General features: G+C 49.2%; 20 protein-coding genes and 1 pseudogene. 13 read left to right on the plus strand and 8 right to left on the minus strand.

What is annotated here, in order from left to right; all coding sequences use genetic code 11:
• Window positions 1–120 precede the first annotated feature (120 nt).
• Both metL and metB read right to left on the minus strand, forming a co-directional pair.
• Window positions 121–2493, minus strand: coding sequence for a bifunctional aspartate kinase/homoserine dehydrogenase II (gene metL, locus V7D78_RS00560; protein ID WP_333606471.1), 2373 nt, complete (start codon window positions 2491–2493; stop codon window positions 121–123).
• Window positions 2494–2509: 16 nt separating this feature from the next.
• A complete protein-coding gene (gene metB / locus V7D78_RS00565) occupies window positions 2510–3781 on the minus strand; it encodes a cystathionine gamma-synthase (RefSeq protein WP_333606472.1) in 1272 nt (423 codons plus the stop codon).
• A 197-nt stretch (window positions 3782–3978) separates the two neighbouring features.
• On the opposite strand from metB, the gene metJ reads away from it, so the two are divergent.
• Both metJ and V7D78_RS00575 read left to right on the plus strand, forming a co-directional pair.
• Window positions 3979–4314 carry a met regulon transcriptional regulator MetJ gene (gene metJ, locus V7D78_RS00570; RefSeq protein ID WP_333606473.1) on the plus strand — a complete coding sequence of 112 codons (336 nt, stop codon included), beginning with the start codon at window positions 3979–3981 and terminating at the stop codon, window positions 4312–4314.
• A gap of 157 nt (window positions 4315–4471) precedes the next feature.
• Window positions 4472–5440, plus strand: a pseudogene (locus V7D78_RS00575) (sugar phosphate nucleotidyltransferase).
• A 93-nt stretch (window positions 5441–5533) separates the two neighbouring features.
• On the opposite strand, the gene V7D78_RS00580 reads toward V7D78_RS00575, so the two are convergent.
• Entirely contained in the window at window positions 5534–6775 is a 1242-nt protein-coding gene (locus V7D78_RS00580; protein WP_333606474.1) for a malic enzyme-like NAD(P)-binding protein, read from the minus strand.
• Between the two features lie 636 nt (window positions 6776–7411).
• On the opposite strand from V7D78_RS00580, the gene V7D78_RS00585 reads away from it, so the two are divergent.
• Complete coding sequence (locus tag V7D78_RS00585; protein ID WP_333606475.1) at window positions 7412–8344, plus strand: tetratricopeptide repeat protein; 933 nt, start codon at window positions 7412–7414, stop codon at window positions 8342–8344.
• A 96-nt stretch (window positions 8345–8440) separates the two neighbouring features.
• Here V7D78_RS00585 and rpmE read toward each other — a convergent pair whose 3' ends face one another.
• Complete coding sequence (gene rpmE, locus V7D78_RS00590) at window positions 8441–8653, minus strand: 50S ribosomal protein L31 (RefSeq protein ID WP_008951171.1); 213 nt, start codon at window positions 8651–8653, stop codon at window positions 8441–8443.
• Window positions 8654–8868: 215 nt separating this feature from the next.
• Here rpmE and priA point away from each other — a divergent pair, with 215 nt between their 5' ends.
• The 5 genes from priA (at window position 8869) to V7D78_RS00615 (ending at window position 14008) form a co-directional block, all read left to right on the plus strand.
• Window positions 8869–11049 (plus strand): primosomal protein N', encoded by a 2181-nt coding sequence (gene priA, locus V7D78_RS00595; RefSeq protein WP_333606476.1) that lies wholly within the window; start codon window positions 8869–8871, stop codon window positions 11047–11049.
• 90 nt (window positions 11050–11139) lie between these two features.
• Complete coding sequence (locus V7D78_RS00600; RefSeq protein ID WP_333606477.1) at window positions 11140–11700, plus strand: SPOR domain-containing protein; 561 nt, start codon at window positions 11140–11142, stop codon at window positions 11698–11700.
• Window positions 11701–11771: 71 nt separating this feature from the next.
• Window positions 11772–12290, plus strand: coding sequence for an ATP-dependent protease subunit HslV (gene hslV / locus V7D78_RS00605; protein ID WP_333606478.1), 519 nt, complete (start codon window positions 11772–11774; stop codon window positions 12288–12290).
• A gap of 11 nt (window positions 12291–12301) precedes the next feature.
• On the plus strand, window positions 12302–13636 hold the full coding sequence (gene hslU, locus V7D78_RS00610) for an HslU--HslV peptidase ATPase subunit (RefSeq protein ID WP_333606479.1): 1335 nt from the start codon (window positions 12302–12304) through the stop codon (window positions 13634–13636).
• A 3-nt stretch (window positions 13637–13639) separates the two neighbouring features.
• On the plus strand, window positions 13640–14008 hold the full coding sequence (locus tag V7D78_RS00615) for a DUF971 domain-containing protein (RefSeq protein WP_333606480.1): 369 nt from the start codon (window positions 13640–13642) through the stop codon (window positions 14006–14008).
• Window positions 14009–14028: 20 nt separating this feature from the next.
• On the opposite strand, the gene V7D78_RS00620 is transcribed toward V7D78_RS00615, so the two are convergent.
• Entirely contained in the window at window positions 14029–15891 is a 1863-nt protein-coding gene (locus V7D78_RS00620) for a methyl-accepting chemotaxis protein (RefSeq protein WP_333606481.1), read from the minus strand.
• An 82-nt stretch (window positions 15892–15973) separates the two neighbouring features.
• Window positions 15974–18010, minus strand: a complete 2037-nt coding sequence (locus V7D78_RS00625; protein ID WP_333606482.1) for a putative bifunctional diguanylate cyclase/phosphodiesterase — start codon at window positions 18008–18010, stop codon at window positions 15974–15976.
• 152 nt (window positions 18011–18162) lie between these two features.
• On the opposite strand from V7D78_RS00625, the gene rraA reads away from it, so the two are divergent.
• A complete protein-coding gene (gene rraA, locus V7D78_RS00630) occupies window positions 18163–18648 on the plus strand; it encodes a ribonuclease E activity regulator RraA (RefSeq protein ID WP_333606483.1) in 486 nt (161 codons plus the stop codon).
• 99 nt (window positions 18649–18747) lie between these two features.
• Window positions 18748–19716 (plus strand): formimidoylglutamase, encoded by a 969-nt coding sequence (locus V7D78_RS00635; RefSeq protein ID WP_333606484.1) that lies wholly within the window; start codon window positions 18748–18750, stop codon window positions 19714–19716.
• 14 nt (window positions 19717–19730) lie between these two features.
• On the opposite strand, the gene V7D78_RS00640 is transcribed toward V7D78_RS00635, so the two are convergent.
• Together V7D78_RS00640 and hutI are read right to left on the minus strand one after the other, a co-directional pair.
• On the minus strand, window positions 19731–21254 hold the full coding sequence (locus tag V7D78_RS00640) for a putative bifunctional diguanylate cyclase/phosphodiesterase (protein ID WP_333606485.1): 1524 nt from the start codon (window positions 21252–21254) through the stop codon (window positions 19731–19733).
• Window positions 21255–21326: 72 nt separating this feature from the next.
• Window positions 21327–22547 (minus strand): imidazolonepropionase, encoded by a 1221-nt coding sequence (gene hutI, locus V7D78_RS00645; protein ID WP_333606486.1) that lies wholly within the window; start codon window positions 22545–22547, stop codon window positions 21327–21329.
• Window positions 22548–22647: 100 nt separating this feature from the next.
• On the opposite strand from hutI, the gene hutC reads away from it, so the two are divergent.
• From hutC to V7D78_RS00660, 3 genes are all read left to right on the plus strand, one after another.
• Window positions 22648–23379 (plus strand): histidine utilization repressor, encoded by a 732-nt coding sequence (hutC, locus tag V7D78_RS00650; protein ID WP_333606487.1) that lies wholly within the window; start codon window positions 22648–22650, stop codon window positions 23377–23379.
• Entirely contained in the window at window positions 23376–25049 is a 1674-nt protein-coding gene (hutU, locus tag V7D78_RS00655) for a urocanate hydratase (protein ID WP_333606488.1), read from the plus strand. Before hutC ends, hutU begins: the two co-directional genes overlap by 4 nt.
• Window positions 25050–25054: 5 nt before the next feature.
• Window positions 25055–25978 (plus strand): aromatic amino acid lyase (locus tag V7D78_RS00660; RefSeq protein WP_333606489.1); only part of this gene is annotated, 924 nt, incomplete at its 3' end.

The raw sequence follows: 25978 nt of genomic DNA on the forward strand, positions 1-25978 counted from the left end.
CACACTTCGATACAAAAAAGCCTGATTGTGATGGTAAAAAAATGCCAGGACTTTATAACAACCCCTGGCCACTCAACACTAAAGGGTTGGCAAAACTGAGTGACTAAAGCTCTCTGCTGCCTAAAAAGATTGCAATTGCCGGGCTAGTACAGCAAGGTCAGCATGCAAGCCTCCGGCGGTAACTTCACGCCCGGCACCCGGTCCTTTTAACACCAGTGGATTAGGACTATACCAGTCAGATTCTACCACAAAAATATTATCGCAAGGTGCTAACGCCGCCAGCGGATGATCAGGCAATACCGCTTGCAACGCGACCTCTGCGCTTACCCCTGTTGCCGTCAAACTTAACTTAGCAGCATATCGTAGCACCTTACCTTCAGCCTCAGCTGCCTGAAATGCTTTGGCCATCTGCTGATCTAACAGCGCACGCTCAGACCAAAAACTTGCCCAATCATCTTGCGCTAAATTAGCCGCTAACAGGGGCGATAACCGAATATCCTCCAGCTCCAGTGTTAAGCCCAGTTCGCGCGCCAGCACCAGTAATTTACGTTGCACATCTGCGCCAGATAGATCATCGCGCGGATCCGGCTCTGTTAAACCTAATTGCTGCGCCTGCAACAAATAATCTGTAAAGGCCTGCTTGCCATCATACTTACACAGCAACCAGGACAGGGTGCCAGAAAATACACCACTGATCTGACGTACACTATCACCACTGTCAAGTAACTCCTGCAATACACGCTGTACCGGTATACCAGCACCCACTGTAGTATTGCTGAGCCAACTAAGCTGGGCATTGGCAAATTGCTGCTTTAACTGTTGATACTGGCTTGAGGGCAGCGTTACACCCTGTTTGTTGGCACTGATAATATGACAACCTGCTGCCACCAATTCTGTATACCGTTCTGCAAATTGCCGGCTTGGGGTAATGTCCACCAACACCTTGGGTGATGGCAACGCTTTGAGGTAAGCCAGTAATTCAGACCATTGATAGTGACTGCTGTTGGCCAAACCCTCAGCCCAGTAATGTGAATCGAGTTGTTTTCCCAACCAGGCCTGACGTGAGTTAATAACACCGGCCAATTGCAAATCTAATGAGCCCGCCAGCCGTTGCTGCTGCCGGGGTAGTAAACGTAAAAATTCTGCCCCCACATTACCGCTTCCTGCCACCACTAACTGTAATTGCGGTGTTGGCTTTACGCACTCGTGGTGTATCTCATCTAATATTGTCACAGCTAACTCCTGTTTAAACAGCCAGACTGCCAGCTGATCATTTTCATAGTGATGCTTTATTGCCGCGGTCTTTAAGATGCCAGCCAACTTTTGGCTTGATATCGCACCGGCTTTTAACCAGGCGAGCGCATAATAACTGGCAGTATCTGATAGTGGATGGGCTCCGGCTTGCTGTAAAGCGGCTAAGGCTGCAGGTAATGCGGCTTTTGGCAGCAACCAACTCTGCCCTGTGCCGGTATGCGGCAGCTCAATGACGGGCTGTTGTAATTGCAACGAAAGTTGAGTAGCAGACAGGGCTATCTGATCGTGAAAACTAACTAAACACGCACAATTTAACTCCGTTATAAAATGTCGCCTTGCCGCTTGAGGTTTTACCCGGCAACCACTTTGCTGCGGGCTAAAGCTGCTACGTACCACCAGCTCTGCACCAACGGCGGTTAAAGGCGCTAAAGTGCGGGCATGCAATACCGGATTGCCAAGCGCTGCCAGCTCGCAGGCTTGTTGCCAATTCACTTCAGCATAAGGCACTGCTGCAGATACTTTGCGCGGATCGGCACTGAAAATAGCCGGGACATCGGTCCAAATAGTCACGCAGCGGGCGACTAAAATACGCCCTAAAATCGTGGCTGAAAAATCGCTGCCATTGCGGCCTAAAGTGATATCCTCGCCAAGATCATTGCGGGCAATAAAACCAGTTACAACATTAATATCTGCCAGCTGTTGTCGCTCCAGCAATGCCGCGCTACCTTGCCAACACACCTGCTGCTGTTGAACAAGGATAAAATCCCGCGCATCCAGTGCAGAACTTTGTCTACCGCGTTGTTGCAACAACTGGCTCAACAATAAGGCAGAAAAACGCTCACCAATCGACAGTACTGCCACCTGCTGTTGTGCAGCCAACAATCCCGGTAAGTCATCAAGCCACTGCTTTACAGTACACAACATCTTATCAGCACGCGTTGCAGGCAGGCTACTTTGCACCAGCTCATTAAGCTGCAACGCTAAAGCAGCTATTGCTGGCTTAACATCGCGCTGCTCTGCGGCCAGCGCTAATAAAGCCAATAACGTATCTGTGGTATCACCGGGGGCCGACACCACCAGCCATAATGACTCCGCCGTTTGCTGGCAGACGATATCGGCCACAGCGGCAAAACGCCCGGCATCAGCCAGGCTACTGCCGCCGAATTTATGTACCTCAAGGGCTGGGTTACAGCCGTTGTGAGAACGAGTGACGGCTGCATCTGAAGAGTGTAACGTCATACTTTTAAATCCAGTATTACCAAAAAGCCGCTAAGGCCGGATTATTAACAAACAGTGTATTGCCGTCAGATGGCAGCTTTGCGCTATCAACCGCTTGCTGATCTTTTGACTGTGCGTCTTGCTGTTGTGCACGAGCGACCGCAGCAAAAGCACCGGCTAAATCGGCAATTAAATCGGCCGCGTCTTCAATGCCCACAGATAAACGGATAAGACATGGCGCTATGCCTGCAGTCTGCTGCGCAGTGGCATCCATAGAGGCATGAGTCATAGTACCAGGATGGCAGATCAGGCTTTCGGTGCCACCTAAAGATTGCGCCAGAGTAAAGAACTGCAACGCTTCAAAAAATACCGACAACAAGGCCCGCGGCGCGGCTAGCTCAAAACTGCACATGGCACCAAAACCTTGTTGTTGCTGTTTTGCTATCTGATGACCGGGGTGATCTGGTAAGCCCGGGTAGTAGATTTTGGCCACCAGTGGCTGCTCTTGCAAAAATGCGACAATTTGCTGGGTATTGTCTTGCTGCACGCGTAAACGAGGGCCCAGCGTGCGTAAACCTCGCAAAGTTAAATAGGCGTCAAAGGGTGCACCCGTGACGCCCAGGCAGTTAGCCCACCATTTAAGTTCATCGGCAATCAGGCTGTCTTTGGCAATTAAGGCCCCGGCAACCACATCACTGTGGCCATTAATATATTTAGTGGTGGAATGCACCACTAAATCGGCACCTAATAACAGCGGGCGCTGCAACAAAGGCGATAAAAAGGTGTTATCAACTACGACCTTTGCCGTTAACTCTGCCGCTAACTGGCAAACAGCACGGATATCAGTAATTTGTAATAATGGGTTACTCGGTGTTTCCAGCCAAATCATCGCCGGTTTAGCTGCTTTTATTTGCGCAGCCCAGTCAGGCTGCTGAAAGTTAATAATTTTTAGCTTAAACGCCTGTTTACGCTGCGCCAGATTGGTAAATAACCGGTAACTGCCGCCATAACAATCATGTGGGATCACCAGCGTATCAACTGGGGTCAGTAATTGCAGCGCCAGCAAGCAGGCCGACATACCGGTATTTGTGACTATCGCTCTGGTGCCACCTTCCAGCTCAGCTAACGCCTCGCCCAGAATATCCCGGGTCGGGTTATTTGAGCGTGAGTAATCGTAAGCACCAGCTTGTTCAAAAGCGGGTAATTTATAGGTTGAGCTCAAATACAGAGGCGGAGTCACCGCAGCAAAGGCAGTATCTTCGGCGATGCCAGCCCGGGCGGCGATGGTGGCCGGATGACGTTTTGACATAATGGCTGCTCCAGCTTTGGATGCTTAGACGTCTAAAAGTATAAAGCTAAAAAAAAGGATGTCAAACCATTTAGCCGTCTATAATGATTATTTGCTGTACACTATTTGACTGCAGCAGATAAAGCGTTAGAATTCGGCAACTGCGCGAGCAATCCTGTTTCTTGAGCAATTTTCTCGACCAATAACAAGGGAACCCTATGGCTAAGTGGAACGGTGAGTATATTCACCCCTACGCGGAACACGGTAAAAAATCAGAACAAGTCAAAAAAATCACCGTCTCTATCCCGCTGAACGTGTTAAAAGTGTTAACCGACGAACGCACCCGACGCCAGGTCAATAACCTGCGACATGCCACTAACAGTGAGTTACTCTGTGAAGCCTTTTTACATGCATTCACCGGCCAACCGCTGCCGGCTGATGACGATTTACGTAAAGACAACCCGCATCAGGTGCCTACTGAAGTGCGGCAAATTTTAACCAGTATGGGCAAGCCGATTCCGGTTATCATTGAAGCAGACAGCGACGAAGAATAAAACTATCGTCTGCGTTAGCAAAACCGCCGATTGGCGGTTTTTTTGTGCCTGCGAACCGCCTTTTACAAGAAACACTTTTATTTTGATCTGTATCAAGCGAGTTGCGGGGAGCTGAACTAGGCTTAATGGCACCTCAAGCCTGCATAGCGAAGGTGATATGTCGGACGTATTAAGCGTTTTACTGGCCGGTGGCTGTGGCAGCCGCTTGCGCCCGTTAACCTTAGATCAGGCCAAGCCTGTGGTGCCCTTTGCTGGGGGCTTTAGCATAATCGATTTTGTGCTAAGTAATTTACTGCATTCCGGCTTTACTGACTTAATGGTGCTAACGCAATATCAGGCCGCGGGCGTAGAACGTTATTTACAACAAAGTTGAGCCAAACGCTTTCGCCGCCAAGGATTCTTACACTGCTATAGTGCCCCTGCCACTACAAATGCCGGCACCGCTGGCGCTGTCGCTCGTCAGTTGAGCCAAATCCGCGAACTACGACCACAGCATATTGCCGTATTAAGTGCTGACCATATCTACAAAATGGATTATCGGCAAATGCTGGCGTATCATCTGCAAAAACAAGCAGCGGTGACATTAGCAGCGGTGGCTATCCCCAGAGCTTATGCAAAGCATTTTGGCATTATTCAAACCGATGCCCGTGGTCGCATGACCGGTTTTATTGAAAAACCACAAACAGAACAACCCTGTATGCCCAATCGACCTGGCTATGTGCTGGCATCTATGGGCAACTACATGTTTACTGATACCGCTTTATATCAGGCACTGGCTCAATACCACAGCGGGCAACCTCTTGATTTCGGCCAGCAACTGTTACCAGAGATTTATCAGCAGCAAGCCGTTTATGTGTATGACTTTTCAAACAACCAGCTACCCGGTGCACAAACCCTGGCGGGTTACTGGCGTGATGTTGGCACCCTGAATGCCTATTATGCTGCACAGCAGGATGTGTTAAACCATCTGGAATGGTTACAAGGCTCAACGCAGCAATGGCCTATTCTTAGTGGCAGAGCTGAAACACTAAGGCAGCAGGGGCATCAATTAAGCATGGTTCGCCCGATGGTGGGTGGTTATCCTTGCTATCCTCACAAGACAGCAAGCGCACAGCTACGGTTATAGTTTATGCATAAGTGCAAAGCTGCAAAGGAACCAATAAAAAAAACCGCCGCAGCGGTTTTTTGTCTGACGGAACCATTACCGGCTAACCAGGCATTACCTGAAATAGTTCGCCGGCATCTCAATCCGAGCTACACCCGATGCAATAGCCGCTTCTGCCACGGCACGAGCTACTCTTGGCAGTAACCGTGGGTCCATTGGCTTGGGGATGATATAGCTTTTACCAAATTGCAAGCTGTCAACCTTAGCGGCCGTTAATACTTCCTGCGGAACCGGCTCTTTGGCAATGGCGCGGATAGCATTGACGGCGGCTATTTTCATCTCATCATTGATCCGGCTGGCGCGTACATCCAAAGCACCACGAAAAATAAATGGGAAACACAGCACGTTGTTTACCTGATTAGGGTAATCTGAGCGACCGGTGGCCATAATTAAATCATCACGCATAGCGTGGGCCAGCGCAGGTTTAATTTCCGGATCCGGGTTAGAACAGGCAAAGATCACCGGTTTTTCGGCCATCAGTTTCAGTGCTTCAGGCGGTAAAACGTCAGGGCCTGATACGCCAACAAAAACATCGGCGCCCACCAACGCATCTTCAAGGATGCGTTTGTCAGTATTGTTAGCAAACAACAGTTTATACTGGTTTAAATCATCACGACGAGTGTGAATCACACCCTTGGTATCCAGCATATAGATATGCTCTCGCTGGGCACCACATTTAATCAACAATTCCATACAGGCAATGGCGGCAGCACCGGCACCCATACAAACGATAATAGCGTTACGGATATCTTTGCCCTGAATTTCCAACGCATTCAGCATGCCGGCAGCAGTAACAATGGCCGTACCATGCTGATCGTCATGAAATACCGGGATATTACAGCGTTTGATTAGTTCTTTTTCGATTTCAAAACACTCCGGTGCCTTGATATCTTCTAAATTAATACCGCCAAAAGTATCAGCAATATTAGCTACTGTATTAATAAATTCTTCAGTGGTACGGTGAGTGACTTCGATATCAATCGAATCCAGATTAGCAAAACGTTTAAATAATAACGCCTTACCCTCCATCACCGGTTTGGAGGCCATAGGTCCTAAATTACCCAGCCCCAGAATTGCGGTTCCATTACTTATTACCGCCACTAAATTGCCCTTTGCCGTATATTTGTAAACGTTATCAACGTCAGCAGCAATTTCCCGAACGGGTTCAGCCACGCCCGGGCTGTAAGCTAAAGCTAAATCGGTCACCGTTTCAGCGGGTTTACTAATTTCAATACTGATTTTACCGGGCTTGGGCTCGGCGTGATAGCGTAGTGCCTGCTCTCTGAAATCTGACATCGTGCGTTTCCTGACATTGATAGTGCGGGTAAAGCCCTGCCTGTTATTTGATGCAGCTGGCAGTGGCCCAAAATGTCGCTCATTCTAATAAGCTGACCGACAGAATAACACCGGTTTCGTGCTGGACGTACCAGAGTAGCAGGTCGTTGTCTGTACGACTTTGGTGTTATCTGTAACAGGTTATAACAAGAAAGGGACCTGACTGCCAAGCCCCTGCCAGGAGCGCCATAACGGCAATCAAGTCAATTGTTAGCGATATTGTCGATAAGCATGCAGTGAATACTCATTTTTAAGCGCAGCTGCTAAGTTAACCACACAACTGCAAGGGCTGAGCAAACCGCAGCACATAAGCCGTGTAGACGGCTATTAGTAAAATATGCCCCTAAAAAGCTTGATGAAGCCTCAGGATAAATATTTTTTTTGTAAATAATGATTATTTGTCTAAAAAAGCAGCAACTCATGGCCTTGGATAAGATCTGCGTTTCCGTTTTGCACGTTGATAACAATATTCTATGACGCAAGAGGTAACCTGGTTAATAGTTGCTTACATTTTGCTCAGGGGAAAACATTGACCTAAATAACCCCATGGTTGATCATGATTACACTATTTTAACTAAAAAGCCTTCAGGAGCTTTTATGAACCGTTCACTTATCGCAGTGGCTGTGCTGTTGGCAAGCAGCGTTGCCGGCTTTAGCCCAACAGCCTTTTCCAGCCAGGCCAGCAGTAACAGTCAGCAAGTTTGTGCCGACAAAGACTGCACTACTGAATTGCGCAAATTAATGCGCCTAGCCCGTAATGGCAGTGGTGATGCGGCGGCTATCGTCGCCATGGCTTATGCCACCGGTGATGGTCTGGAGCAAGACCGTAAAGAAGCGCTTCGCTTTCTAAGGCTGGGTGTGCGGCATCGTAATGCCATGGCCACCTATCTGATGTCAGATTGGTTGCGAAATGGCTTTATGGTAGAGCAGGATTTGGCCGAGGCTGACAAACTGCTGGATCTCGCGGTTGCACAAAAATACTCCCCGGCGCAATACCAGAAAGCCATGCTGTTATTACAAACTGAAGAAGAGACATCGGTAGCAGAGGCTGTGAAACTTCTGGAAGCCGCCGCTGACCAAAAACTGGTCAATGCCATGTATTTACTGGCCCGTTTTAAACACGAAGGCATCGCCACTGAGCAAGACTTGCCCGGCGCTGCTGAGTTATACCGCTACCTGGTGATGTCTGGCCATAATGAATCACGGCCACATATGCAAAGCCTGATGGCCGAATTACGCCAGGCTTCTGCTGCAAACGCCGGACCCGGCGAAGATCACGCTGAGTTACTCAGTCGCTTGCAAGATGCTGATAACGTAGAAGTGATCAAGGTAGTCGGCTCAGTTAATCAAACTAATACCATGCTTGATGGTATGGTACGCCGGCTCACTGAAACCGGTCGATATGATAATCGCAGTATTGGTAGCCGAATTCGCGGTGTCAGTTGTGAGCAGTCAGGTTCTAACTGTGGTGTGATTCGCCCGGACAGCAGCAGTGGCTCAATTTCTGAAGCACTCTCTGGAGGCAAATAAGATAGAGCAAGTAACAATAAGCAAGAACCTGCAAATTGCAGCTGACACAAAAAAAGCACCCTAAGGTGCTTTTTTTGTTGGTCGTAACTGGCAGGATTAACGGCTGCCCAGTACCGAGAAACGCTTTTTGAAGCGATCAACACGGCCGCCCACGTCTAACACTTTTTGCTTACCAGTGTAGAACGGGTGACAAGCTGAACATACGTCCAGGTGAATGTCTTTACACAGTGCAGAGCGGGTCTTGAAGGTATTACCGCAAGTACAAGTTGCAGTAATTTCTTTATATTCTGGGTGAATACCTGGTTTCATGGTTTACCTCGTTAGGCCGCATCGCAATCTGGTCATTATTTATGCCAGACACCATACGTAATTACAGTTAATTAAGGGCGCGTAGCTTAATAGATAGCCAGCAAAGTTGCAACTAGCCCACGGTGTTTTTGTGCAAATTGTTTTCCTTGGCAAGGCCGCCTCAGCTCCTTACACTTAGCCTTTGCTAAATCGTGTTCTTTTTTGATGATGGAGCCATGCTTTTGACAGTGATCCGGGTTGCCCTGCCAGTACCGTTACGACAGCACTTTGATTATCTGTTACCCTCCACCATGCAGGTTCAGGTGGGGTGCAGGGTATTGGTGCCTTTTGGCAAACGCCAGTTAATCGGCATTGTCTGGCAATTGTCACCCAGCCTCACCTTTGACCATGCACAGTTAAAACCGGTGCAAGAAGTGATTGATAACGAACCGGTGCTGGGCGAAACCTTACGGCAATTACTCAGCTTCGCCGCCGACTATTATCATCACCCTCTGGGCGAAGTTCTTACTGCAGCCTTACCTGCCCTACTGCGGGAAGGCAGGGCATTGAATAAGGTTGCAAGTATGCAATATCAACTGAGCGAGTCAGGTTTTAACGCCAGTGCAGATAAGTTTAAACGCTCAGCAAAACAACTGGCTTTATGGCAGGCATTACGCGAGGGTCCGCAAGCAGAAACCACGCTTTTGGCGCAGCATCAACGGGCAAGCTTAACTCAGCTTTTAGCTAAGCAACTTATTCGCCGTGAAGAGCAGCCTTATCAAGCCTACCAGTATCAGGGCTTAAAGCAGCCCCCCTTGCAACTCAGCGCTGATCAGGCACTGGCTGTGACCGCCATTAATCAGGTTCAACAGCAGTTTCGCAGTTTTTTACTTGAAGGGGTAACCGGCTCGGGTAAAACAGAAGTCTATTTACAGGCCATCACCCCCTTATTGCAACAAGGTAAACAAGTGCTGTTGATAGTGCCGGAAATTGGCCTGACACCGCAAACACTGGCCCGTTTCGAGCAACGTTTCGCCGTACCTGTGCTCAGCTGGCACTCGAACCAAAGCGACACCGAACGGCTGGCTTGCTGGCAACAAACACAAAGCGCGGCAGCAGCTATTGTTATTGGTACCCGCTCCGCTTTATTTTTACCCTTTGCCACTCTGGGTTTAATTATTATTGATGAAGAGCACGACCAATCCTTAAAACAACAAGATGGCTTTCGCTATCACGCGCGCGATCTAGCGATTAAACGGGCGTCATTAGAGCGTTGCCCTATTGTATTGGGCTCTGCCACCCCTAGTCTGGAAAGCCTGTATAACTGTCAGCAACAACGCCATATGCATTTGAGCCTGACAGAACGCGCCAGCGGCCAGGCCATACCCCAATACCAGCTGGTAGATTTAAAGCAGCAGCAATTAGTGCATGGTTTAGCAGGCCAGACACTGACGCAGATTCGCAAGCAATTGCAGCTAGGTATGCAGGTGATGCTTTTTTTAAACCGGCGTGGCTTCGCTGCTGCCTTAAGTTGTCAGGAGTGTGGCTGGCTTACAGAGTGCAAACGTTGCTCGGCGTTTACCACTTACCACAAACATAGCCGGCAACTGGTGTGCCACCATTGTGGTGCTACCCGGCCAGTACCACGCCAATGCGGCAGTTGCGGCAGCTCACGTCTGGCACCAGTAGGTCAGGGTACTGAGCAGTTAGAAGAACAATTACAACTGATGTTCCCCGAGGTGCCACTTACCCGCCTCGACCGCGACAGTACCCGGCGCAAAGGCAGCCTGGATCAGGCGCTGGAACAGATTAATAAACACGGCCCCCGAATTATTATTGGCACTCAGATGTTAGCCAAAGGCCATCATTTCCCTTATGTCACTCTGGTGGTGATTGTCGATGTGGATGGCGCCCTGTACAGCAGCGACTTTAGGGCACCTGAGCAACTGGCGCAGTTACTCACTCAGGTCTCAGGGCGTGCCGGCCGTGGCAGCCATCCTGGACAGGTACTGCTCCAAACCCAGTATCCGGAACATGCATTACTGCAGGATTTAATGCAAAACGGCTATGGTTCTTTTGCTCGCAGTGCCTTATTGGAGCGGCAACAAACACGACTGCCTCCATACCAACATCTGGCATTATTCCGTGCCGAAAGCTTGCAAAGTGAATGCTGTCAGCAATGGTTACAGCAAGTCGCAGACGCCTGCAGCGCGTTTCCACAGGTACAGCTGCTAGGTCCTATCAGCTCGCCGATGGAGCGCCGTGCTGGTAAATACCGCTGGCAGCTGCAACTCTATGCCAGCCAGCGGCCACAGTTACATCAGGCATTACAGCAGCTATTACCGCAATTAGCACAATGGCCGCTTAGCCGTAAGCTAAAATGGCAACTGGATGTCGATGCCATTGATCTGAACTAATGGCTTAGCCAGCGCGGCTGTATTTCTTTTTCGACATAACCTTGTAGAATAGCCGCTATTAGTAAGCTTACAGGCGCTTAAATTCGTATTATGCCGCAAAAAGATTATGTCAGGGCCAGTCGCCCTAAGCCAAAACCCAAAGCTAAAGCTCAGCCAAGGCGCAGTAATGGCCGTCAGACCAAGGCCGCGCGCCCTTGGTTATTAATCGGTCTGACTCTGTGCTTATTAATTGGCTTTGGCATAGGATTATACCTGCTTGGTCAGCAACCGGCAGAACAGGTTCCGTTAGTATCAGAGCCTGCTAAGCCAGTCAAAAAAGATGAGTTACCAGCACGTCCTACTCAGGAACCCTACCAGTATATTACTGAGCTGGAGAATAAAGAAGTGGTGGTTGATGTGGAGGAACAGCAACGACTGGGCCCGTTTCAGATGCAATGTGGCTCCTTTCGCCAGCAACAACAAGCTGAAGCCATGAAAGCGCAAATTGCCTTTGCCGGTATCGCCTCTACGGTGCGCCGTACCGAGGGTACTAATGGCGTCTGGTTCCGGGTGGTGTTAGGCCCTTATGAATCGCGCCGTGCAGCAACCGTTGATCGTAACCGGCTGCAGCAACAAAACATCAATGGTTGTCAAATCTGGAATTGGACCTGAATCCAGACTTGAAATCATCGCAATGCAACCTCACTTAAAGCCTTAGGTTAATTCGCCACAAGGCTTTATTCATGACAACTATCGTTTCTGTTCGCCGTAATGGCCAGGTCGCTATTGGCGGCGATGGCCAGGTATCGCTTGGTAATACCGTAATGAAAGGTAATGCCCGCAAAGTTCGCCGTTTATATCATAATAAAGTGCTGGCCGGATTTGCCGGCGGCACAGCCGATGCGTTCACGCTATTTGAACGCTTTGAAGCCAAATTAGAGCTGCATCAGGGGCATTTAATGCGTGCCGCCGTAGAACTGGCTAAAGACTGGCGCACTGATCGCATGCTCAGAAAGCTCGAGGCCTTACTGGCAGTGGCCGATGCCAACAGCTCTCTTATCATCACCGGCAATGGCGATGTAGTGCAGCCCGAACATGACCTTATTGCCATTGGCAGCGGCGGCCCTTTTGCTCAGGCTGCGGCCACAGCACTACTGCAAAACACTGAACTGAATGCGCATGACATCGTGGAAAAAAGCCTGAACATCGCCGGTGACATCTGTGTGTTCACCAATCACCACCATACCATTGAACTCTTATAAGCAGGTACTGCATGTCTGATATGACCCCAAGAGAAATCGTCCATGAACTGGACCGCCATATTATCGGGCAGCATAAAGCCAAACGCGCTGTCGCTATTGCCCTGCGTAATCGCTGGCGCCGTATGCAGTTGCCCGCAGCATTGCGCCAGGAAGTGACCCCAAAAAACATCTTAATGATCGGCCCCACCGGCGTGGGTAAAACTGAAATTGCCCGCCGCCTGGCCAAACTGGCCAATGCGCCTTTTATCAAGGTTGAAGCGACCAAGTTCACAGAAGTGGGCTATGTCGGTAAAGAAGTAGAAAGCATTATTCGCGATCTGACCGACAGCGCAGTAAAAATGCTACGTGAGCAAGCTATTGCCAAAAACCGCTTTCGCGCTGAAGAAGCTGCCGAAGAGCGTATTTTAGATGTCCTGTTACCCCGGCCGCAACAATCTGCCTGGAGTGAATCAGACAGCAGCAGTACCGAATCCAATACCCGTCAGGTATTTCGTAAAAAGCTGCGCGAAGGCCAATTGGATGATAAAGAAATAGAACTGGAGCTGTCACAAAGCACCATGGGCATTGAAATTATGGCACCGCCGGGCATGGAAGAGATGACCTCGCAGCTGCAAAGCATGTTTCAGAACCTGGGGCAGGACAAAAAAAAGAAACGCAAACTGAAAATCAAAGATGCCTTTAAACAGCTGATTGAAGAAGAAGCCGCCCGCTTAATTAACCCGGAAGAGCTAAAAGCTCAGGCACTCGAAGCCGTAGAGCAAAACGGCATCGTATTTTTGGATGAAATTGACAAAATTTGTAAGCGCGGTGAAACCAGTGGCCCTGATGTCTCACGTGAGGGTGTGCAACGCGATTTACTGCCGTTAATTGAAGGCTGCACCGTCAATACCAAGCATGGCATGGTCAAAACCGATCATATTTTGTTTATTGCCTCCGGCGCCTTTCAAATGAGCAAGCCTTCCGATCTGGTCCCTGAGTTACAAGGGCGCTTACCGATCCGCGTGGAACTGGAAGCGCTGACAGCCGCAGACTTCGAGCGAATTTTGACCGAGCCTAAAGCCTCACTGACTGAACAGTCCATTGCCATGCTCGCTACCGAAGGGGTCAACATTAGCTTCAGTCCAGAGGGTATTAAGCGCATCGCCGCAGCAGCCTTTCAGGTCAACGAAACCACCGAAAATATTGGAGCCCGTCGTTTATACACGGTAATGGAGCGTTTACTGGAAGATATTTCTTACGACGCGGCCGATCATGCCGGCCAGCACATCGACATTACCGACGACTATGTCGAGCAACATCTGGGTGCTCTGGTACAGGATGAAGATTTAAGCCGGTTTATACTCTAACTTATGACGCTTAGCCGACTGCATTATCATCAGCAACGCCGTTTACTGGATCTGGTATTCAGTGACGGCACTTTACTAAGCTTAACTGCCGAGTTTTTGCGGGTACATTCCCCCTCGGCTGAAGTGCGCGGTCATGGTAAACCTAAACTGGTGGCCAATAAACGTCAGGTGGCCATCCGGGCGATAAGCCCGGTGGGGCATTATGGGGTGCGTTTAAGTTTTGATGATGGCCACGATAGTGGCCTTTACAGTTTTGACTATTTGCTGCAGTTAGCCCGAGAGCATCAGGCATTATGGCAGCAATATCTGGCACAACTTAAAGCAGCTAACGCCAGTCGCGATACCCTGGTGTCGGTGCGCCAGCTGAGTTAGCTGCCAATTTCGTCAGCGGTTCAGGCTTTAAAAATTTGCACGCTTTGCCGCAAACTCGCTGCTTGCTGCGATACTTCTTCACTGATCGCCGCATTTTGCTGAGCATAACCAAAAGTATCCTCTGACAGATCGCGAATTTTCACTACGTTCTTATTCACTTCTGCGGCCACATGGCTCTGCTGCTCAATGGCTGCCGCGATTTGCGTGGTCATATCCATAATATTGGTGACATCGGCGGTGATTTCGCTCAGTAAGGTCATGGCAACGCCCGCCTGATCAGCGCTATCACTACCCTGCTGCCGACATTGCTGCATCACCTCAACAATTTGTCGGGTACGGCCTTGCAGTGCCGCAATAATCTCTTCGATTTGCCGGGTGGACTGGGCCGTGCGTTGTGCCAGATGACGCACCTCATCGGCTACCACCGCAAAACCTCGGCCTTGATCGCCAGCCCTGGCCGCTTCAATAGCGGCATTTAATGCCAGCAAGTTAGTTTGCTCAGCAATCGCTCTAATCACATCCAGCACCGAACCTATGGTCTGGCTGTCCTTTTCCAATTCAGATATTACACCGGTAGCACTTTGCAGCCGGGTTGATAATTGTTGAATTTGCTTAACGGTTTGCTCAACTTCCTGCCGGCCACTATGCGCATTTTGATTAGTGGCATCCGCTTTGGCGGCAGTCATTTCGGTATTGCTGGCAATTTCATTGATGGTAGCACCCATTTCCGTGACAGCTGTCGCCACCATATCCGTTTCAGATTGCTGGCGCTGCATGCCCTGACTAGTACCCGCTGTCGATTTGGCCAGTTCCGCCGTCGCCTGATCCAGCATGCTTAGCGCTTCGTTCACGGTACGGATTAAATGCTGGAAATCACTGAGCATCGCATTAAAATCACGAGCCAGGGTACTCATTTCATCTTGACCTGAGTCATCGACCCGTTGCCGGAAGTCATGTTCAGTACGAATCAACCCTATAGTCTGACACACCGCCAATACTGGCCGTAAAATGCTGCGGCTGGTCACACCTACCAGACTTAAGCCCAATGCCAGTATTACCAGACAAAACAGCAGTGCCCGGGTTTGACTACGTTTGACTGCTGAGGTAATAGCTCCAGTCGTTGCCTCCGCCATCTCGGCCAGACTGGTTTCGGTTTGGTGAATAGCACTGCGCATTTGTCCGGTTAAACCGACGGTTTCGGTCAGCCCCAGCTGCTGCATCGCTGAGCTCAGTGCCGTAAAACCACTCTGGTAGCGCTCGGCCAGCGCCAGACTATCGCTGCCAGAGCTTTGTAAGCTTCGCAGCAAAGGGGCAATGGTTTGGTTAAAACGCTCCACATAGGTTTCATCACTGCGCAGTAAAAAATCTTTTTCATGACGGCGTAACTGTAAAACCGAGATAACCAGCTCAGGTTGATTCAACTGCTCTAAACGCTGCTCCAACTGCTGCACCGCAGCACGTAGCTCGCCCTGCAAACCATCATTTGCTGTTAAACCAATGCGCTGCTGTAGCGCTACTAACTGATTGAATGACGTCTGGTATTGCTCGGCAAACTGTAAAAACTGCTGCAATGGTGCCTGATCAATATTGTGACGAGCCAATAACTGGCGCAATTCCGTGCTACGTTCGCGCATCAGGGAAACTCTGTCGCTATGGCGTTGCAGGTAACGTAACTCAGTGCGCATCACAAAATCTTTTTCATGCCGGCGTAGCATCAAAACATCAGTATTCAGTTGCTCTACTAGTTGTTGGGTGCGCGCCAGACTGGTCAACTGCTGACTTTGCATAAATAAAATCAGCAGCATCGCAAGAATAGCTAACATCAGGGTTGCAGCAATTAAAAATAAGCGTTGTTTAATGGTAAAACGGCGCATTAAAGACATCGTCAACTCCAATAGATATAGCTAAACTACTCTTAGCATAGAAGCATAAAACAAAAACTGTTAAACACTGTACAAAAGTTTTTCAGGTCGACTTTTTCAGGGACAACTGACTATAGCTAAACTGCTGATAAAAAAGTAATGCCTCAGCTTCTGGTAAAGGTTTAGCAATCAAATAACCTTGCACAGCATCACAAGACAAGGCCCGTAAAATTGCCAATTGCTCACTGCTTTCCACCCCCTCAGCCAATATACGTTTCCCTAGCCCTTGCGCCAGCCGGATCATGGTTTTGACGATCATCATATCTGAGTCGTTTTTTGCCATATCAGCGACAAAACTGCGGTCAATTTTAATTTTATCAATCGGCATACGCCGTAAATATGCCAATGAAGAATAGCCTGTGCCAAAATCGTCAATAGATACGCGAATACCCATCTGCTGCAGTTCCAGTACATAGTTAGAACCTTTTTCCATATCCAGCATCGCAGTATTTTCAGTAATTTCCAGCTCCAGCAAACCCGGCGGTAGCTGATTCTGCGTTAATAACTGTTGTAATTCACGCTTTAAGCCATCCTGCTGAAAATGAATGGGAGACATATTTACTGCCAGCGGAATAGCTAACCCTGCTTGCTTCCAGCGACTAAGGGTTAATACCGCCTTACGTAAAATCAGGAAATCCAGCTGCTGACTCAAATCAAGTTGCTCTACAAAGGGTAAAAACTGGCCTGGCATCAGTAAGCCACGCTGCGGATGCTGCCAGCGTACCAGCACTTCACAACCTTCCAGTTTATCCTGGCGCAAACTGAGTTGCGGTTGAAAATACAGTACAAATTGATCATTAGCCATCGCATCTAACAGCTCACTTTCCCAGCCAATGAGCCGGGCGGTTTCTTCTTCCATACCCGGTTGATAACTAAGCCAGCTGGTTTGCAGGCGTTTAGCCTGATGAAAAGCAATATTGGCTTTTTGCAGTAACTGCTCAGCGTTGGTGGCATGTTCAGGGTAAAGCGCAACACCAATACTGGTGGTCAGTTTTAAAGGACCGCTGTCTAGTAAAAAGGGTTTTTCTATCAACTGCTGTACATGTTGCAACGCGTATTGAAATTGTTTTTCATGAGCGACATCAGACAGCACCAACGCAAAAATATCACCGCCGGTGCGGGCAATCAGTTCGGGTTTTAACACGCTTTGCTCAAAGCGGCGGATCACTTCACGTAAAATTCTATCGCCTTGTTTTAAACCTACCGATTCGTTAACGGTTTTAAATTTATCTAACCCCAACATCAACATCACTTGTGCTGGTACCTGCTGCTGACTCAAGCGCTGTTGCAATTGCAGCAACAGTGCATCGCGGTTTAGTGCGCCAGTTAACTGATCGTGTTGATCCAGATAGCGGGTTTTTTCAGCTAACTGCATGCTGAGGTTGCGCTCGTTCTCCTGCAGCCAGATAAACAATGCCAGTGATAATAACACCAGCAATAAGAGTTCAACCGATTTGTAGACAAAAATCACACTGGAAGTCGAGAAAACCCAAGGATGAACAACATCACTGATGGCGGCCACCAGATATAACAACCCCCAGCACATCATGGCTAAGGCGGCTAAAGGCTCGCCAACAAACTTTCCCTGTCTGGGCCTTTGCCACAGCCATAAACCAGACAATAAAATTACTGATCCCATTAACGAAAAACGCAGGTGGATAGTTAACAGCCGTCGGACCGACAGCTCATCGCTTATCAGCCACAGGGGTAACTCACTGGCGAGACTTAACAGCATTAACCCACATAAAATCAGCCAAATTAGCTTATTTTTGGCAGGTGTGTTTATCACTGTATTGCCGCTGTAAATCATCCCCAGCAGTAACATCGCCGCAAATACATAACTGCTAAACAGCGACAAAACATTAAGTGGAAAGGCCAATACCGATTGCCCCAAAGGGGTAGCATTAAATAGCAGCACGATAAGCTGATAACCAGCAAAGCTGCTAAAGGCCCAAAACCATTTCTTCAGGTAATGTTGTTGATAAATACTATAAAAATACCAGAACAGGCCGCTTAACATTAGAGCCATGCCCAGCTGGGTGAGATAAAGTGTTAAACGGGCGAAGATTTCTGTTGGCACCTGATAGGCTTCCACTAGATAAGTACATCTACCTTAGCAAAGAACTTTGCTTCCCAGCAAGCCACTGGCTGATAGTAAAGAATAATATTATCTTGAGCTTAGCTGGGGTCAGGCTATACTGTGCGAAAGTCATGTCTAGCCCGGAGCGCCCGATGGAATATAACACCTCAGAATTATGCGACCTGTTTGCAGAGCAGGTAGACGTAGTTGAGCCAATTTTTGCCAATTATGGTGGCAGACGTTCCTTTGGCGGCCAGATCCATACCATTAAATGCTTTGAAGATAATGGCTTAATTCGCCAGATGCTGGCTGACCCCGGTATTGGCAAGGTATTGCTGATTGATGGCGGAGGCTCAGCCCGACGTGCCTTACTGGATGCAGAATTAGTGTCACTGGCAGCGACCAATGGTTGGGAAGGCATTGTCTGTTACGGCAGTGTCCGTGATTTAGATGCGCTGGAAGATTTTGATATTGGTATTCAGGCTGTTAATGCCATTCCTATTGGGGCTGATGATAGCGGCTTTGGTGAAACCGAAGTGCCGGTTAATTTTGCCGGTGTCACTTTTTTACCGGGCGACCATCTGTATGCCGATAGCACTGGCATCATTATGTCTCCAGAGCCATTAGATATTGAATAGTGGCTATATATGTTTCACCTTAAGACGTTTACCACAGCGCAGCTAGGCAGCTATCTCCAACATCGGGCTAATGAAGTCAGGTTTGGTCAGGCGCTTAGCTTGCCAGCTACCGATGCTGATTTAACGCAGATACTGCAACAGCACGCCATGGCAGGTGGTCGCTATGTGCTACTGGGTATACCAGAAGATATTGGCCCCAGAGCCAACGGCGGCATGAGCGGTGCAGCTGAAGCCTGGCCAGCTTTTTTACAACGCTTTGTCAATTTACAGCATAATGGGTTATTGCCAGTGCAGCAGATTTTGCTGCTTGGCAGCATCAATTGTGATGATTTATTACCTGAAAATGAAGCGTCAGCAACCACACCTACGCTACAACAACTACGTACTGCCTGCGCTGAGCTCGATAAACGGGTTGAGCCTGTTGTAACGGCTATTTTTGTGGCAGGTTTAATACCGATAGTGATTGGTGGCGGCCACAATAATGCACTGCCTATGCTCAGTGCCCTTTGCCAGTTTAGTGGTAGCCCGGTGAATTGTCTGAATCTCGATCCCCATGCCGATTGCCGGCCATTAGAGGGGCGGCATAGTGGCAATGGCTTTAGTTATGCTTTTGAGCAACAGCTTTTAGAAAAATATATGGTGCTGGGGCTGCACGAACAAAAGAACTCCAGCGCTACCCTTGGCTGCTTAACCCGGCACAAAGCGGATTATCTGAGTTATCAGGCCATTTTTGTACGCCAGATATTAAGCTGGCAGCAGGCTATTGAGCAGGCACTGGATAGTATTTGCCAGGAGCAACATTTAATTGGCCTGGAAGTCGATGTCGATTGTATTAACAGTGCACCGGCCAGCGCCCTTACCTACCAGGGTATTAGCCTGAGTGCAGCAGAGCAGTGTGTATATCAGACGGCGCGTATTCCTGCATGCCGCTATCTGCATTTGGCAGAAGCCGCACCAGCTCAACACCCTGCCGGATTAACCGCAGGCTACCAACAGGTGGGACAGCTGTTAACTGCCTTGGTATTGGCCTTTATCGAAGGCAAACAACAGCAGGCGCAAGCCATCTAGCTCCAATCCCCCCTTTAACGGCTAGCTGTGCGTGGCTTCGTTTTTTGTTGCCATTGCGCAAGCCAACTGGGAAATCCAGCCAGTTCAAAGGGTTTGCTATACCAATACCCCTGCCCGAACTGGCAGCCCATCCTCAGTAGCTTATCTTCCACTTCAGCAGATTCGACGCCCTCAGCAATAACACTGAGCCCCAGATTGCGTGCCATATCGATAATAGCGCCAGTGATAGCCGACTGCATATCTGATTTATCCAGTTCACTGATAAAGCTACAGTCAATTTTCACAAATTGGATAGGCAGCTGGCGCAAATACCCCAGAGAAGAAAAGCCCGTACCAAAGTCATCCAATGCCAAACCTACACCTAACCGGTGCAGGCGCAACAAAATAGCACGGGCACGCTGTGGATCCGCCAGCAAGGCACTCTCTTTTAGCTCCAGCACCAGTTGTTGCGGTTTTATCTGGTATTGTTGAAACATAAGCTCTAACTCTTCTACCAATTCATCCTGTAGCAATTCCTTACTGGTCAGGTTTACTGCAACTTTGCTGACTAAGTTAGCGTCACTTAATGCCACTATGGCTTGCATGGCATGGGTGAGCACCCAGCGATTTAACGGATAAATAACACCCATTTCCTCTGCCAGACTCAGAAAACTTTCTGGTGCCAATAAGCCTTTGGAGGGATGTCGCCAGCGTATTAGTACTTCTGCTGCCACCACCTGCCTGGACGTCATATGAATTTGCGGCTGCACATAGAGTTGTAACTGATCTTCAGCAATGGCCTGCCGCAGTTCAGCCATAAAAGCCAGCTTTTCAGCAGTATAATTGAGCATTGCTGGCTCAAATAACGGGCTGTTGCCACGCTGCCATTGATGATGCTGTAATGCCAGATAAGCGCACTCAAGTAGTTCGTTGAGTTGTGTACTGTGCGATGGATAAAGGGATATGCCAGACACCAGCTGATAATCAATGGCACAGCCATGCACCAACATACCTTGTGGTACAGTTCGCTCTAATTGAGTGGCCAGATATTCAGCCCGGCTATGTTTGGCACTATCATCTAACCAGATAGCGAAATCCACTCCGCCCAGGTGACAAACCCGGATCGGCAGTTGCTGCCGGTATTCGAAAGTCAGAATGCCGTCTTCCTGCTGCAATTGATTATTCAGCCGTTGACCAATTTGTGCCAGGATCATATTACTGTTGCTATGCCCTAGTAACTGGTTTATTTGCTCAAACCCGGCGACTTTAAAAATCAGCAACGCAAAGGTGCGCTCAGGGGAGCGCAGTAACAATTGCTCTAAATGCTGTTGCAGAGCTAATTTATTCGGAAAACCACTGATATCATCATGCAGGGAATAAAACCCGGCCGCAGCAGGGGGTTGCTGTCTAATTCGTTGCAGCTGGTATCGTTGCCAAAACAGATAGCCACTTAATACTAATATCAAACCGAGCAATAACAGCAAGGTGTTAGCACTGGTGGCGTCTTCAGTGGCGGCCATAGCTGAAAAGCTGCCAAGCAGCAATAAGTAAACAGGCACAGCGCACTCCCGGCAATAAACTATCTATTTAGCTTACTGCATTTAAGCTGCAAGTAAAGCCTTGCATAATTATTAAAATTTAACTTCTTTACCTTTTATAATCAGCTGCTTAAGTTTATTCACCCCCAACTGATAACACAGTTCAGCTGGCTGACTAATGTTATAACAGCCAAAATCTGCTCTAAAGCCAACGGCCAGAATACCGCGGTCAACCAGACCCAAGGCCCTGGCAGCATGACGGGTGACGCCAAGCAGCGCTTCCTGCGGAGTTAAACGAAACAGTGTGCAAGCCATGTTGAGCATCAACAGCAATGAACACAAGGGCGACGTTCCAGGATTGAGATCTGTCGCAATTGCCATGGGTACCTTATACTGCCGCAACAAGTCTATGGGTGGTAACTGGGTTTCTCGCAAAAAATAATAGGCTCCCGGTAACAGCACGGCAACGGTACCGGCTTTCGCCATTTGCGCCACACCGGTTTCATCCAGAAACTCAATATGATCTGCTGATAAACCAGCGAACTCGGCGACTAAAGCACTGCCCCCTAATAGGGATAGCTGCTCGGCATGTGCCTTAACCGGTAAACCTAAAGCCCGGGCAGCGTTAAACACCTGGCGTGTTTGCGCAAGGGTAAAGCCTATCCCTTCGCAAAATACATCTACCGCATCAATCAAACCAAGAGCATTTAGCTCAGGCAGCATCTCACATACAGCATTAATATAACCATCAGCATTATTAGCAAACTCAAAAGGTAAGGCATGCGCGCCCAAAAAGGTCTTTTCAATACTAATAGGGTGATGCTTATCCAGCTCAGCGGCAACCTCCAGTATTTTTTGCTCGTTGGCCAAATCCAGGCCATAGCCTGATTTAATCTCAACCGTAGTAACACCTTGCGCTAACAGGCTGTTTAACCGGTCTTTCGCCAGCACAAACAACTGTTCATGGCTCGCGGCACGGGTCGCGGCCACGGTTGATCTAATGCCGCCACCTGCAACAGCAATATCCTGATAACTGGCGCCATTTAACCGCATTTCAAATTCATTGGCGCGATTGCCTGCGTAAACCAAATGGGTATGGCAATCTATCAGGCCGGGTAACAGCCACTGACCTTGAGCATCATACAAAGGAGTCGCCAGCAAATCACACTCGGGTAACTCGCTGCGCGGACCTACATAAGCAATTAAGCCATCTTTAACCGCCAACACCCCCTGAGTAACAGCACCATAGGGCTGACCGTTATCGGTCATAGTGGCAATATTGGCATTTATCCAGATGGCATCAAACTGCTGCATAGAGTACTCCTGAAGACACTAGTTAAAATAATTTTACACCAACAACTTGTATATACAACCAAACTGCAGTATTTTTTATTAAGTTTATCCGGAGGGTGTTATGGCCGTCGCCAAATTTGCCGAAATTAAAGAGTTTATGCTAAGCCAGATTGAAATTGGCGCCTGGCCTGAGCACAGCCGGGTACCATCTGAAAACGAACTGGCAGAACAATTCAGTGTCAGCCGCATGACGGCGCGGCGCGCGCTTCAAGAGCTAACTGAGCAGGGCATTTTGTATCGCACTCAGGGTGTAGGCAGCTTTGTGGCGGCGCTAAAATCACAATCCTCGTTGTTAGAAATTCGCAATATTGCCGATGAAATTCACAGCCGCGGCCATGCCTACAGCGCGCATTTGTTGCAGCTGACCGAATTGCCTTGCCCTACTATCATCGCTTCTGCACTTGGGTTAAAACGCAATGAGCCAGTGTTTTTTTCGCTGATTGTCCATTTAGAGAATAACCAGCCACTGCAACTTGAAGCCCGCTACGTCAGCCCTACACTGGTGCCTGACTATGTGCAGCAAGACTTTAACCAGCAAACTCCGCATCAGTATTTAAGTTTTATTGCACCACTAACCGAAGCGGAACATACGGTCGAAGCCATCTGGCCTGACGATTTTACCTGTAAGCATTTAATACTGAAAAAGGCCGAACCCTGTTTGCGCCTGACCCGCCGCACTTTTAGTCGCGAGGGCGCCGTCAGTCTGGCTTATTTAACGTCACCTGGTAGTCGCTATCGTTTAGGTGGCCATCTGAATTTTTCGTTACCCAGCAACAAAGAGACAAGCTTATGACAGACTCACGTATTGATAACAGCCGGGTGATCCGTGCTGCACGCGGCACCAGCATTACCGCTAAAAGCTGGCAGACTGAAGCGGCAAAACGCATGTTAATGAATAACCTGGACCCGGAAGTGGCCGAGCACCCACAAGCACTGGTCGTGTATGGTGGCATTGGCCGCGCAGCACGCAACTGGCAATGCTATGACAAAATTGTCGAGGTATTAAACCGTCTGGAAGATAACCAAACCTTACTGGTGCAAAGTGGCAAACCGGTAGGCGTGTTCCCTACTCACCCGGATGCCCCCAGGGTATTAATCGCCAATTCGAATCTGGTCCCGGCCTGGGCTAACTGGCAACATTTTAATGAGTTAGACCGCAAAGGCCTGATGATGTATGGCCAAATGACAGCTGGCTCCTGGATCTATATCGGCACCCAGGGCATAGTACAAGGCACTTACGAAACTTTCGTTGCCATGGCAAAACAGCACTTTGCCGGTGATGCCAGCAACAAGTGGATCCTAACCGGCGGCTTAGGTGGTATGGGTGGCGCTCAGCCTTTAGCGGCCACCATGGCCGGTTATCACATGATCGCCTGTGAAGTAGACGAAAGCCGTATCGATTTTCGGTTAAACACTCGCTATCTGGATAAAAAAGCCTACTCACTGGATGAGGCGCTGAGCCTGCTGGAGCAAGCGAAAAAAGACAGCAAGCCGACATCTATTGGCCTGCTGGCTAACGCAGCTGATGTATTTGCCGAACTGGTCAGCCGCGGCATCACGCCTGATGTGGTCACCGATCAAACCTCTGCGCATGACCCATTAAATGGCTACCTACCTCAAGGTTGGAGCCTGCAACAAGCCATTGAGCTACGACAGACTGATGAAGCCTTGGTGGTTAAAGCCGCCAAACAGTCGATGGCGGTGCAGGTGCAGGCCATTCTGACGTTGCAGCAACGCGGCGCGGTGGCCACCGACTATGGCAACAATATCCGGCAAATGGCTAAAGATGAAGGGGTAAGCAATGCCTTTGATTTTCCTGGCTTTGTGCCGGCTTATATCCGGCCATTGTTTTGCCAGGGCATAGGCCCTTTCCGCTGGGTAGCGCTGTCGGGTAATGCTGAAGATATCTATAAAACCGATGTGAAAGTGAAAGAACTGATTCCTGATGATCCGCATTTGCATAACTGGCTGGATATGGCGCGCGAGCGCATACAGTTTCAGGGCTTGCCAGCACGCATCTGCTGGATAGGTTTAAAAGATCGGGCCCGTATTGCCCTGGCGTTTAACGAGATGGTGAAAAGTGGCGAATTAACCGCGCCGGTAGTGATTGGCCGCGATCATCTGGACTCAGGCTCAGTCGCCAGTCCGAATCGCGAAACCGAAGCCATGCTGGATGGTTCAGATGCCGTTTCCGATTGGCCTTTACTTAATGCCTTGTTAAACACAGCTGGCGGCGCTACCTGGGTATCACTGCATCATGGTGGTGGTGTTGGTATGGGTTACAGCCAGCACAGCGGCGTGGTGATAGTGGCAGACGGTACAGAGCAGGCCGCAGCCCGACTAGGCCGGGTACTATGGAACGACCCTGGCACTGGCGTAATGCGTCATGCCGATGCCGGCTACGACATAGCAATAAAGTGCGCAACCGAACAAAGCTTAGACCTGCCCATGGTAACGGAGTAAACAAGATGGCATTTTCCCTAAATATAATCCCTGGTCAATTAACCCTGGCCCAACTGCGGCAGGTGCATCTTGGCCCGGTACAACTTAGCTTAGACGCCAGCGCTTTAGCCGCCATCGACAAGTCGGCCACCTGTGTAGCTGATGTCATTAAGCAAAACAAAGTGGTATATGGCATTAATACCGGCTTTGGCTTATTGGCAAATACCCGCATAAAAAATGATGAGTTGGAACTGCTGCAACGCTCTATTGTACTGTCACATGCTGCCGGCTACGGCCAGTTTATGGCCGACAGCACTGTGCGGCTGATGATGGTATTAAAAATTAACTCACTGGCGCGCGGTTATTCGGGTATCCGCTTACAAGTGATTGAACTGTTGATACAGATGGTCAATGCCGGTTTATATCCTTGCATTCCGGAAAAAGGCTCGGTCGGGGCCTCGGGCGATCTGGCACCACTGGCTCATATGGTATTACCGCTGATTGGTGAGGGTGAAATGTGTTATCAAGGCCAGCTATATGATGCTAAAGAAGCCTTAGCCCTGGCAGGTCTGGAGCCACTCACCCTGGCAGCGAAAGAGGGTTTAGCGCTGTTAAATGGTACTCAGGCCTCTACTGCCCTGGCACTGCAAGGCTTATTCAAAGCTGAAGATCTGTTTGCTGCCGGTTGTGTTATTGGTGCTATGAGTGTCGAAGCGGCGCTGGGCAGTCGTTCACCCTTTGATGCACGCATTCATCAAGCCCGGGGTCAGCGTGGCCAGATTGATGCAGCATCGATTTACCGGCATTTGTTGCAGCAAAGCTCAGCTATTGGTCAATCACATCAGAACTGCGAAAAAGTGCAGGACCCCTACAGTTTACGTTGTCAGCCCCAGGTAATGGGCGCCTGCCTGACGCAAATTCGTCAGGCGGCAGAAGTGTTAGCGGTAGAA

Source organism: Arsukibacterium sp. (genome assembly GCF_036735525.1).
GTDB lineage: Bacteria > Pseudomonadota > Gammaproteobacteria > Enterobacterales > Alteromonadaceae > Alishewanella.

What these genes read in the sequence shown, in the direction of transcription:
- hutU (WP_333606488.1), top strand. Translation starts at nt 23,376, where the DNA reads ATGACAGACTCACGTATTGATAACAGCCGGGTGATCCGTGCTGCACGC.
- metB (WP_333606472.1), bottom strand. Translation starts at nt 3,781, where the DNA reads ATGTCAAAACGTCATCCGGCCACCATCGCCGCCCGGGCTGGCATCGCC.
- V7D78_RS00585 (WP_333606475.1), top strand. Translation starts at nt 7,412, where the DNA reads ATGAACCGTTCACTTATCGCAGTGGCTGTGCTGTTGGCAAGCAGCGTT.
- metJ (WP_333606473.1), top strand. Translation starts at nt 3,979, where the DNA reads ATGGCTAAGTGGAACGGTGAGTATATTCACCCCTACGCGGAACACGGT.
- metL (WP_333606471.1), bottom strand. Translation starts at nt 2,493, where the DNA reads ATGACGTTACACTCTTCAGATGCAGCCGTCACTCGTTCTCACAACGGC.
- V7D78_RS00615 (WP_333606480.1), top strand. Translation starts at nt 13,640, where the DNA reads ATGACGCTTAGCCGACTGCATTATCATCAGCAACGCCGTTTACTGGAT.
- V7D78_RS00580 (WP_333606474.1), bottom strand. Translation starts at nt 6,775, where the DNA reads ATGTCAGATTTCAGAGAGCAGGCACTACGCTATCACGCCGAGCCCAAG.
- rpmE (WP_008951171.1), bottom strand. Translation starts at nt 8,653, where the DNA reads ATGAAACCAGGTATTCACCCAGAATATAAAGAAATTACTGCAACTTGT.
- priA (WP_333606476.1), top strand. Translation starts at nt 8,869, where the DNA reads ATGCTTTTGACAGTGATCCGGGTTGCCCTGCCAGTACCGTTACGACAG.
- hslV (WP_333606478.1), top strand. Translation starts at nt 11,772, where the DNA reads ATGACAACTATCGTTTCTGTTCGCCGTAATGGCCAGGTCGCTATTGGC.
- hutC (WP_333606487.1), top strand. Translation starts at nt 22,648, where the DNA reads ATGGCCGTCGCCAAATTTGCCGAAATTAAAGAGTTTATGCTAAGCCAG.
- hutI (WP_333606486.1), bottom strand. Translation starts at nt 22,547, where the DNA reads ATGCAGCAGTTTGATGCCATCTGGATAAATGCCAATATTGCCACTATG.
- rraA (WP_333606483.1), top strand. Translation starts at nt 18,163, where the DNA reads ATGGAATATAACACCTCAGAATTATGCGACCTGTTTGCAGAGCAGGTA.
- hslU (WP_333606479.1), top strand. Translation starts at nt 12,302, where the DNA reads ATGTCTGATATGACCCCAAGAGAAATCGTCCATGAACTGGACCGCCAT.
- V7D78_RS00600 (WP_333606477.1), top strand. Translation starts at nt 11,140, where the DNA reads ATGCCGCAAAAAGATTATGTCAGGGCCAGTCGCCCTAAGCCAAAACCC.
- V7D78_RS00620 (WP_333606481.1), bottom strand. Translation starts at nt 15,891, where the DNA reads ATGTCTTTAATGCGCCGTTTTACCATTAAACAACGCTTATTTTTAATT.